The organism is Curvibacter microcysteis (genome assembly GCF_028649455.1).
In the GTDB taxonomy this organism is placed as follows: Bacteria; Pseudomonadota; Gammaproteobacteria; order Burkholderiales; family Burkholderiaceae_C; genus Curvibacter; species Curvibacter microcysteis.
This window is the reverse complement of record NZ_JAQSIO010000011.1, coordinates 75,775-86,191: the sequence shown is the minus strand read 5'-3', so window position 1 is coordinate 86,191 and position 10,417 is coordinate 75,775. Positions and strand designations below refer to the sequence as shown.

Below are 10,417 nucleotides of genomic sequence, written 5' to 3'. Positions count from 1 at the left end.
CAGCGGTCCCACATCAGCGCCTTTTGGCTGTCGGTGTAGTAGTTTCGTGTCCGATACTTCATTTGCAACACTCCGTCTGCTTACGCAGTTATCAGTGTGTTGCATCGACCGGTTGAATCCGCCCCAGCAGGCGGGCTTTGGCTTCGGCGTATTCGCGCTTGAGCTGGGCCACCAGTTCCGCCGTGGTCTGCACCTTGTTGATGGCACCAATGCCTTGACCGCAGCCCCAGATGTCTTTCCAGGCCTTCTTGGCGTCGCCGCCAAAGTTCATCTTGGAGGGGTCGCTCTCGGGCAGGTTGTCCGGGTCCAGGCCGGCGGCGCGGATGCTGGGCTTGAGGTAGTTGCCATGCACGCCGGTAAACAGGTTGCTGTAGACGATGTCGTCCGAATTGCTGTCCACGATGGCCTGCTTGTAGGCGTCGGCGGCGCGAGCCTCCTCGGTGGCGATGAAAGCCGAGCCCATGTAGGCAAAGTCCGCCCCCATGGCTTGAGCGGCGAGGATGGCGCCGCCCGAGGCGATCGAGCCCGACAGCGCCAGGGGACCGTCGAACCATTGGCGAATCTCTTGAATCAGCGCGAACGGGCTCTTGGTGCCTGCATGGCCGCCAGCACCTGCAGCCACCGCGATCAAACCGTCAGCGCCCTTTTCAATGGCCTTGTGGGCGAAGGCGTTGTTGATGATGTCGTGCAGCACCACGCCGCCATAGCTGTGGATGGCGTCGTTCACGTCGGTGCGGGCGCCCAGCGAGTTGATGATCACTGGCACTTTGTACTTGATGACCATCTCGATGTCGTGGTCGAGGCGGTCGTTGCTCTTGTGCACGATCTGGTTGATGGCAAAGGGCGCTGCCGGGTTGTCGGGGTTGGCCTGGTTGTGCGCAGCCAGGGCCTCGGTGATTTCGGCCAGCCACTCGTCCAACTGGGCCGCAGGGCGGGCATTCAGGGCGGGCATGGAGCCAATGACACCGGCCTTGCATTGCTCGATGACGAGCTTGGGGTTGCTGATGATGAACAGCGGCGAGCCAATGACCGGGAAGGGCCGGTTGGCCAGCGCTGGGGGCAATTTCGACATGGTGTCTCCTCGATGGGTTTGAGGTGGATTTTTGTTCAAGAGCGCCCGCTCACCCTGTCCATCCCGGGACAGGGCCAGCGGGTGCGGGTCAGAAAGCCTCGGGAGCCAGCGCGTTCACGCTGTCCGCACCATCCACAATGCTGTCGCGCAGGCCCGGGGCCTTGCTCAGCAGGTGGTCGGCATAAAAGCGGGCGGTAGCAATCTTGCTGCGCATGAAGGCCTCGTCCTGGCCTTGGGCCAGCTGGTCCTGGGCCACCAACAGAGCACGTCCGAGCTGCCAGCCAGCGACCAGGTTGCCGGCCAACATCAGGTAGGGCACCGAGCCGGCGAACACTGCATTGGGCGACGCCTTGGTGTTGCCGGCCACAAAGTCCACCACGTCGATGAAGGCCAGGCGGGCCGCTTGCAGGCGCTTGGCCACCACAGCGGCCGTGTCGCTGCCGCTGGCGCGCAAGGCGGCCTCGGTCTGCTCCACCTGGGCGGCAATGCCCTTGGCGGTCTGGCCACCATCGCGTGCCGTCTTGCGACCAACCAAGTCATTGGCTTGGATGGCGGTCGTGCCTTCGTAAATGGTCAGGATCTTGGCGTCACGGTAGTACTGGGCCGCGCCCGTTTCTTCGATGAAGCCCATGCCACCGTGTACCTGCACGCCCAGCGAGGTCACTTCCAGGCTCATCTCGGTGCTGTAGCCCTTGACCAGGGGCACCATGAATTCATAGAAGGCCGCGTTTTGCTTGCGCGTGTCGGCGTCGGGGTGGTGGTGCGCCGCGTCATACGCGGCCGCGGCCACGCTGGCCATGGCACGGCAGCCTTCGGTGTAGGCGCGCATGGTCATCAGCATGCGCTTCACATCGGGGTGGTGAATGATGGCGGCGCTGGCGTTGATGCTGCCGTCCACCGGGCGGCTTTGCACGCGGTCCTTGGCGTACTGCACGGCTTTTTGGTAGGCGCGCTCGGCCACCGCAATGCCTTGCACCCCGACGGCGTAGCGGGCTGCGTTCATCATGATGAACATGTACTCGAGGCCGCGGTTCTCCTGGCCGACCAGGTAGCCCACGGCACCGCCATGGTCGCCAAACTGCAGCACCGCCGTGGGGCTGGCCTTGATGCCCATCTTGTGCTCGATGCTGACGCAATGCACATCGTTGCGCGCGCCCAGGCTGCCGTCGCCATTGACCAGGAACTTGGGCACGACGAACAGGCTGATGCCCTTCACGCCCTCGGGCGCACCCTGCACGCGGGCCAGCACCAAATGCACGATGTTCTCGGCCATGTCGTGCTCACCGTAGGTGATGAAGATCTTGGTGCCAAACACCTTGTAGCTGCCATCAGGCTGCGGCTCGGCTCGGGTGCGCACCAGCGACAGGTCAGAGCCCGCCTGGGGCTCGGTCAGGTTCATGGTGCCGGTCCATTGGCCCGACACCAGCTTTTCGAGGTAGATCGCCTTGAGTTCATCGCTGCCCGCAGTCAGCAGGGCTTCGATGGCGCCATCGGTGAGCAGCGGGCACAGCGCGAAGCTCATGTTGGCCGAGTTGAGGATTTCGGTGCAGGCCGCACCAATGGTCTTGGGCAGGCCTTGGCCGCCAAAGTCCACCGGGTGTTGTAGACCTTGCCAGCCGCCCTCGGCGTACTGCTTGAAGGCGTCTTTGAAGCCGGGGGTGGTGGTGACCACGCCGTCTTTCCAGCTCGAAGGGTTCTTGTCGCCTTCCCAGTTCAACGGGGCAATCACGCCTTCGTTGAGCTTGGCGCACTCTTCAAGCACGGCTTGGGCCGTTTCCAGACCGGCGTCTTCAAAACCAGGGATGCTGGCCACTTGATCGATACCAGCCAGGTGCTCGATGTTGAACAGCATGTCCTTCAGGGGGGCGGTGTAGCTCATGTTGATGTCTCCAGATATGAAAAAGGCATCGCGAACGATGCCTGGGGGCTGTCTCTGCTGGATGGGGGGGCCGCGCCGCTTAGAGCGCGCCCACCAGTTCCGGCACGGCCGCGAACAGGTCCGCTTCCAGGCCGTAGTCGGCCACGCTGAAGATCGGCGCTTCCGGGTCCTTGTTGATCGCCACGATCACCTTCGAATCCTTCATCCCCGCCAAGTGCTGGATCGCGCCCGAGATGCCGCACGCCACGTACAGGCTCGGCGCCACAATCTTGCCCGTCTGCCCCACCTGCAGGTCGTTGGCCGCGTAGCCCGCGTCCACCGCCGCACGGCTGGCCCCAATGGCCGCACCCAGCTTGTCGGCCAGCGGCGTGATCACTTCATTGAACTTCTCAGCGCTGCCCAAGGCCCGGCCACCCGACACGATGATCTTGGCCGCCGTCAGCTCGGGGCGGTCGCTCTTGGCGATCTCGCTGCCCACAAACGCGCTCTTGCCGCTGTCGGCTTGGGCTGCGATGGTCTCGATGGCGGCACTGCCACCCGTGGCCGCTGCCGCGTCAAAGCCCGTGCCCCGCACCGTGATCACCTTGGTGGCGTCCGTGCTTTGCACCGTGGCGATCGCGTTGCCCGCGTAGATCGGGCGCTCGAAAGTGTCGGCGCTGATGACCTTGCTGATTTCGCTGATCTGCGCCACGTCCAGCTTGGCGGCCACGCGCGGCGCGGCGTTCTTGCCCCCGGCCGTGGCCGGGAACAGGATGTGGCTGTAGTTGCCTGCGATGGCCAGGACTTGGGCGGCCACGTTCTCGGCCAGGCCGTGGCCCAGGGCTTCGCTGTCGGCGTGGATGACTTTGCTGACACCCGCGATCTGGGCAGCGGCCGCGGCGGCGGCGCCAGCGTTGTGGCCCGCGATCAGCACATGCACATCACCACCGGCTTGCACAGCGGCGGTGACGGTGTTCAGGGTCGCGCCCTTGAGGGTCGCGTTGTCGTGTTCGGCGATAACAAGTGCGGTCATGGTCAGATCACCTTGGCTTCAGTTTTCAGTTTGTTCACGAGGGTGGCCACGTCGGGCACCTTGATGCCAGCGCCGCGCTTGGGCGGCTCGCTGACCTTGAGGGTCTTCAGGCGCGGGCTGACGTCCACACCCAGGTCTTCGGGCTTGACGATCTCCAGCGGCTTCTTCTTGGCCTTCATGATGTTGGGCAGCGTCACGTAGCGCGGCTCGTTCAGGCGCAGGTCGGTGGTGATGACCGCCGGGATCGACAGGCTCAGGGTTTCCAGACCGCCGTCGATTTCGCGCGTGACGTTGACCTTGTCGCCGGCCACTTCGACCTTGCTGGCGAAGGTGGCTTGCGGCAGGTCGGCCAGGGCCGCCAGCATCTGGCCGGTTTGGTTGGCGTCGTCGTCAATGGCTTGCTTGCCCAGGATGATCAGGCCCGGTTGCTCTTTGGCGACCAGGGCATTGAGCAGCTTGGCCACGGCCAGGGGCTGCAGTTCAGCGTCGGTCTCGACCAGGATGGCGCGGTCGGCACCAATGGCCATGGCCGTGCGCAAGGTCTCTTGGCACTGGGTCACGCCGCAGCTCACAGCGATCACCTCGGTGGCCACGCCTTTTTCTTTCAGGCGCACCGCTTCTTCGACGGCAATCTCGTCAAAGGGGTTCATGCTCATCTTGACGTTGGCGATGTCCACACCCGTGTTGTCCGACTTCACCCGGACCTTCACGTTGTAGTCCACCACACGTTTGACGGGGACCAAAACCTTCATTGCTGCGGCTCCAAAATTGAGTAGTTGAATTGACGTGCACGTAAACCAGATGATTCTATGCGGCTACGTCCCGAGTTTTCAAAAGCCCCACCAAGCTCGTCTTTGAGACGCCGAACTCAGGGTTGCATGAGCACAAAAAAGTACGACCGTGCTATTTTTTGATTATAAACGGCAGAAGATGGCTAGGATCGAAAGACCTGCGACAACGAGTGGGAGATTTTTGGGGGGGAGTGCGTGTGAACAAGGCCCACGCCAGGGCCCACGTCAGCGGCGTGCCTGGGCCTGCACAGCGGCTGTCTCGATGGCCAGGCGCCCCGCCTCGTCGGCGGTGTCAAACAGGCTCAGCAGGTTCAAATGCCGGCTAGACAAGCCTGCAGCACTCAAGGCGCGTTGGCCTGTGATCACATAGAGCACATCCAGGCCCACGCCGGCCCAGACGCCCAGGGCTTCCGAGGCCACTTGCCCGGCCCCGGACTCCCAATTGAACATGGTCTTGCGCGTCACCGGAACCAGGGCGGCGAAGTCGCTTTGGCTGAAGCCAAGGCGCTCGCGCTCTTGACGCAACCTGATGCCTGAACCCACCATGAACGACCTCTCGATCCATCTCGTTGAACAACAGGCGGGGCCTGAACTCAGGCAGCGCCTCCGACGGCGGTTCGGGATGCGTCCAAAACCGGCGAAACTGACACTCCTTGTACATGCAAGACCCGCTGAGGGAAAGGCAAATCTACCCCGGCTGCCCGCAAACCTGCCAAAACGGCCAGATTGACCTCCGACCGGATGTTGACTTGGCCTTTGGCCGGGTCTGCGATCCAAAAGTGCAAACTGAACTCCAGACCATCCGCCGCGAAATTCAGCAGGTAAGCCACCGGCTCTGGGTCTTTGAGCACCCGCTCCTGGGCCAAAGCCGCATCGCGCAAGACCTGCCGCACCACCTGCACATCGCTGTCGTAAGCCACCACCACATTGGTGGTCAGATTGAAGCGCTGGTCAAAGGCTGACAGATTCTCGACCCGCTGCGCCACCATGGTCTCATTGGGCACGATGGACTCTTTGCCGTTGGGCGCGCGCAGCAAGGTGTAGCGGGTTTTGATGTCGGTGATCTGGCCTTCGAAGTTGTCGACCCTCACGTTATCGCCAATGCGCAGCGAGCGCTCCAACAAAATCACAAAACCACTGACATAGTTGGCAGCCAGCTTCTGCAAGCCAAAGCCCAGGCCGACACCGACTGCACCGCCCAGCACCGACAAGGCCGTCAAGTCCACACCGACGGCCGACAAGCCAAACAGCAGGCCCAGCAAAAGCAGCACGGCCCGCATGGCGTTGACCGCCACACGCCGCATGGACAGGTCCGAGATGGACGGCATCAGCACCTGGCGCTCCAGCGTGGACGACACCCACAAAGCCACCACCAAGACCAAGCCGGAGGACATGGCCCCTTCGATCAAGGTGCGCAAGGTGATGGTGGTCTTGCCAAAGGTGAGGTGAATGTCTTCCAGTTCAGCCAGCACCGAGGGCAGCAGGCCAGTGATCCACAGCACTGCCACGCCCCAAGCCAGCCAAGACACCAAGCGCTCCAGCAAGCGCATGGGGCCTGAACTGGGGAAGGCGGCGGAGAGCACCCGGGCAAAAAACCGAATCACGGCCAGCGACACCAAAATAGGAATCGCCGCCTTGAGGATGAACACCGACTGGTAGTGCCCGACCACCACCCGTGCGGCATAGACCAGGGCCAGGGACAACAAAGGGAACATCAGGCCGTCAAGCGTGCCGCGACCAAACCAAACCGACTCTGGCTTGGCGCCCGCGCGGCGCCCGGCCCAGGCAGTGCTCACATAGGCCACGCCCAGGCTGACCAAAACACAGGCCACCTCAATCCAGGCGGCCGAATGACGAAACTCAGCTTGTAAATTCTCCAGAAACTCCATCGCCTGATCGCTCTCCACTGTGGGGCCACACGGGCGCCCGCTTTTGCAAAAATGCCAACGCCCCTTCTTGGGCCGCTGGGTCCATCATGTTGACCGCCATGGTCTGCGCTGCCAGTTGGTAGGCCGTGGCCGCCCCCGCTTCACGCTGACGGTAAAACAAGGCTTTACCCCAAGCCAAGGCAGCCTTGGGTTTGGCCAACAAGCTGTCTACCAGAGTCGCAAGCACCGCGTCCAGTTCCTGTGGGGGCGCCACGCGATTCACCAAGCCTTGAGCCAAAGCCTCTTGGGCATCGATGAAATCACCCGTGAACAACATCTCCAAGGCCTTTTTGGCCGGCACATTGCGCGACAAGGGCACCGCTGGCGTCGCACAGAACAGACCATAGCGGATGCCACTGGTGGCAAATCGGGCTTCGGTACTGGCCACTGCCAGATCGCATTGGGCCACAAGCTGGCAGCCCGCGGCCGTGGCCAGACCCTGCACCCGGGCCACCACGGGCACCGGCAGGCGTTGCAAGGACTCCATGAATCGGGTGCATTGCTGAAACAGGGCCAGGTGATCGGACTGGGTCAGGCCTGGGGCCGCCATGGCTTTGAGGTCGTGGCCCGCACAAAAAGCAGCGCCCTCGGCCGCCAGCACGAGCACGCGCAGGCCGGGGTCTTGCTCGGCTTGGTCCAGCGCGGCTTGCAGCGCCTGCAGCATGGCTTGGCTCAGCACATTGAAGCGCTGAGCCTGTTGCAAGGTCAGGGTGAGCACGCCCCGGGGGTCGCGCTCGACGCGCAGCCAAGCGGGCGCGGGCGCTGACGCGAGGGGCTGAGCAGGATCGATTTCCATGCCCCTTCGCCTCAGACGTCAGCCAGCACCCGCAGGTGGGCTTCCACGCTGCGGGCCAGGGCTTGCGGGTTGTAGCCGCCTTCCAGGCAGGACACGATGCGGCCGTTGGAGAAGCGGCGTGCGATGTCCTTGATGCGGAAGGTGATCCACGCGAAGTCCTGCTCGGTCAGGCCCATTTGCCCCATGTCGTCTTCACGGTGGGCATCGAAGCCGGCACTGATGAAGATCATCTCGGGCTTGAAGGCCTCCAGGCGCGGAATCCACATCATCTCGATGATTTCGCGCAGCTCCATGCCCCGGGTGTAAGCCGGGACCGGCACGTTGAGCATGTTGGCCGCAGGCTGCTGGTCACCCGAATAAGGGTAGAACGGGTGTTGAAAGAAGCTCACCATCAAGGCGCGTGGGTCACCGCTGAGGATGTTCTCGGTACCGTTGCCATGGTGCACATCGAAGTCCACCACCGCCACCCGCTTGAGGCGGTAACGCTCCAGCGCGTAGCGGGCAGCCACAGCCACGTTGTTGAAAAAACAAAAGCCCATGGCCTTGTCGCGGCAAGCGTGGTGGCCAGGGGGGCGTACCGAGCAAAACGCATTCTCCAGCTCACCGGCCATGACGGCGTCGGTGGCGGCCAGAGCGGCACCAGCGGCTCGCAAAGCCGCCTGCCACGTGTAGGCGTTGATGCTGGTGTCCTGGTCCAGTTGGGCGTGCGGGGGACCACCGGCTGCGATCTCGTCGACCAGGCGGTCGGTCAGCCCCCGCAGGGCCGCAATGTGCATGCGGTCGTGGGCCAGTTCGATGTCGGCCAGCGCGGCGGTGGGGGCCTCGCGGCGCTCCAAGGCGTCGCTGACCCCGGTCATCAAAAGGCGGTCTTCGATGGCGTCCAGGCGGGCCGGACATTCAGGGTGGTCATGCCCCATTTCGTGCTTCCAACAGTCACGATGGGTGTAGTAACCGGTTTTATTCACAGTGGCTCTCATGTCTCTCGTTTTTCGGCTAACGTCTCGGCCCATGCACACACCACAAAAACTCAAGGCCTTGCTGGATCAGCTTAACACGGTGATTGTCGGCAAGTCCGCCCAGGTGCAAGACAGTGTGGCCTGCCTTTTGGCTGGCGGTCACCTGTTGATCGAAGACGTCCCAGGGGTGGGAAAAACCACCTTGGCCCATGCCTTGGCGCGCAGTTTCGGCCTGCAGTTTTCGCGGGTTCAATTCACGGCCGACCTCATGCCCAGCGACCTCACTGGCGTGTCCGTCTACGAGCGGGCCCAGGAGGGTTTCGTCTTCCATCCGGGTCCGGTGTTCGCCCAGGTGCTGCTGGCCGACGAAATCAACCGCGCCAGTCCGAAAACCCAGAGCGCGCTGCTGGAGGCCATGGAAGAGCGCCAGGTCACCGCGGAAGGGGCTACCCGCGCCCTGCCGGAGCCTTTCTTTGTCATCGCCACCCAAAATCCACTCGACCAACTGGGCACCTTCGCGCTGCCCGAGTCGCAGCTGGACCGCTTCTTGATGCGGATTTCTCTGGGCTACCCCGACCGCCAGGCCGAGCGGGCCTTGCTGGCCGGACAAGACCGCCGCGACCTGCTGAGCACCTTGCAATCGCAACTGACTTTGGCAGAACTTCACAGTTTGCAACAACAAGTGCAGGCGGTTCATGCCTCAGAACCGCTGCTCAACTACCTGCAGGACCTGCTCGCGGCGACGCGCAGTGGACGCTGGTTTGTGCAAGGCCTGTCGCCGCGGGCGGGCATTGCCATCTTGCGGGCCGCCAAGGCGCAGGCCCTGCTGGCAGGGCGCGACTATGTGGCACCCGATGATGTGCAAGCCATCCTGCCTCAAACCGCAGCCCACCGTTTGACGCCCACCCAACAAGCCGGCCGGGGCGCTCTGGATCAGGTGCGCGCCATGCTGGAAGCGGTTCCCCTGCCATGAGTCCGGCGCCGCCGCCCTTCAGCCTGCGTCACCCCCTGAGGTGGTGGCGTGAGCGCGTGCGGCGATGGTGGCAGGCCCGCCTGCCTTTGAGTGACCAGCTCACCCTGACCCAGCGCAACGTCTACATCCTGCCCACGCGACCGGGGCTCATGCTGTGTGCCACCTTGCTGGTCTTGCTGGTGGCATCGGTGAACTACCAGCTCAACCTGGGTTACTTGCTGACCTTTTTGCTCGCAGGCTGTGCCCTGGCTGGCATGCACATCGGACACGCCACCCTGCGCGGCCTGCAGTTGCAACTGCTGCCGCCAGCGGCCCAGTTTTGCGGCACGCCGCTGCACCTGGATGTGCAGTTGCACAACAGCCGCCGCGCCACACGCCACGGCATCGGCATGAGCCTCGCGGGTCAGTCGGACTGGGCCTGGGTCGATGTGCCCGGTCAAAGCCAGAGCGCCTTGCAACTGGCTTTTCTGCCGACAACGCGAGGGCTGCAACCGGCCCCCGTGCTGAACCTGGAGACCCGCTTCCCCTTGGGCACCTTCCGGGTCTGGGCGGTTTGGCGGCCTGCAGCCCAGTTGCTGGTCTACCCCCAGCCCGAGGCCAATCCGCCCTCTTTGCCCCCAGGTGAACCGCGCTCCGGGCCCAGCGGCCACACCGCCCACTCGGGCAGCGGGCAGGACTTCGACACCGTGCGCGCTTACCGCCGAGGGGATCGCCTCAAACAAGTGGTCTGGAAAAAAGCCGCCACCGCGCTGGCGACCGGTTCCGAGGCCCTGGTCAGCCGCGACAGCGAACACCAGCAGCCCGCCGAACTGTGGCTGGACCAGCGCGCATTGGGGGGCTTGCCCCTCGAAGCCCAGCTCTCGCGCCTGTGTGCCTGGGTGCTGATGGCTGAGCAGCAGGGCCTGGACTACGGATTGCGCCTGCACGGTCAAGAAATTGCCTGCGACCAAGGCGAGTCCCACCAACAACGCTGCCTGGAGGCGCTCGCCCTGTGCTGAACCGCTGGACTT

10 protein-coding genes are annotated in these 10,417 nt (G+C 63.7%); 2 read left to right on the top strand and 8 right to left on the bottom strand.

Annotated features, from left to right (window positions below; translation table 11 throughout):
- Positions 1-91 precede the first annotated feature (91 nt).
- The 8 genes from PSQ39_RS20165 to PSQ39_RS20130 all read right to left on the bottom strand — a co-directional run bounded on the left by PSQ39_RS20165 (position 92) and on the right by PSQ39_RS20130 (position 8,455).
- Positions 92-1,072 (bottom strand): NAD(P)H-dependent flavin oxidoreductase, encoded by a 981-nt coding sequence (locus PSQ39_RS20165; protein ID WP_273929216.1) that lies wholly within the window; start codon positions 1,070-1,072, stop codon positions 92-94.
- Between the two features lie 88 nt (positions 1,073-1,160).
- Positions 1,161-2,951 carry an acyl-CoA dehydrogenase gene (locus PSQ39_RS20160; protein WP_273929215.1) on the bottom strand — a complete coding sequence of 597 codons (1,791 nt, stop codon included), beginning with the start codon at positions 2,949-2,951 and terminating at the stop codon, positions 1,161-1,163.
- Between the two features lie 79 nt (positions 2,952-3,030).
- Positions 3,031-3,963: an electron transfer flavoprotein subunit alpha/FixB family protein gene (locus tag PSQ39_RS20155; protein WP_273929213.1), complete on the bottom strand. Its 933-nt coding sequence runs from the start codon at positions 3,961-3,963 to the stop codon at positions 3,031-3,033.
- Positions 3,964-3,965: 2 nt separating this feature from the next.
- Positions 3,966-4,715 (bottom strand): electron transfer flavoprotein subunit beta/FixA family protein, encoded by a 750-nt coding sequence (locus PSQ39_RS20150; protein ID WP_273929211.1) that lies wholly within the window; start codon positions 4,713-4,715, stop codon positions 3,966-3,968.
- Positions 4,716-4,979: 264 nt separating this feature from the next.
- Complete coding sequence (locus tag PSQ39_RS20145) at positions 4,980-5,300, bottom strand: XRE family transcriptional regulator (RefSeq protein WP_273929209.1); 321 nt, start codon at positions 5,298-5,300, stop codon at positions 4,980-4,982.
- A 47-nt stretch (positions 5,301-5,347) separates the two neighbouring features.
- A complete protein-coding gene (locus PSQ39_RS20140; RefSeq protein WP_273929206.1) occupies positions 5,348-6,643 on the bottom strand; it encodes a mechanosensitive ion channel family protein in 1,296 nt (431 codons plus the stop codon).
- Entirely contained in the window at positions 6,615-7,478 is an 864-nt protein-coding gene (locus tag PSQ39_RS20135; protein ID WP_273929204.1) for an enoyl-CoA hydratase, read from the bottom strand. The genes PSQ39_RS20140 and PSQ39_RS20135 overlap by 29 nt, the downstream gene beginning before the upstream one ends.
- 11 nt (positions 7,479-7,489) lie before the next feature.
- The gene (locus tag PSQ39_RS20130) at positions 7,490-8,455 is read right to left on the bottom strand and encodes a histone deacetylase family protein (protein ID WP_273929201.1); all 966 of its coding nucleotides are present in this window, start codon (positions 8,453-8,455) and stop codon (positions 7,490-7,492) included.
- 31 nt (positions 8,456-8,486) lie between these two features.
- On the opposite strand from PSQ39_RS20130, the gene PSQ39_RS20125 reads away from it, so the two are divergent.
- Both PSQ39_RS20125 and PSQ39_RS20120 read left to right on the top strand, forming a co-directional pair.
- On the top strand, positions 8,487-9,407 hold the full coding sequence (locus tag PSQ39_RS20125; protein WP_273929199.1) for an AAA family ATPase: 921 nt from the start codon (positions 8,487-8,489) through the stop codon (positions 9,405-9,407).
- The gene (locus PSQ39_RS20120; RefSeq protein WP_273929197.1) at positions 9,404-10,405 is read left to right on the top strand and encodes a DUF58 domain-containing protein; all 1,002 of its coding nucleotides are present in this window, start codon (positions 9,404-9,406) and stop codon (positions 10,403-10,405) included. The genes PSQ39_RS20125 and PSQ39_RS20120 overlap by 4 nt, the downstream gene beginning before the upstream one ends.
- Positions 10,406-10,417 lie beyond the last annotated feature (12 nt).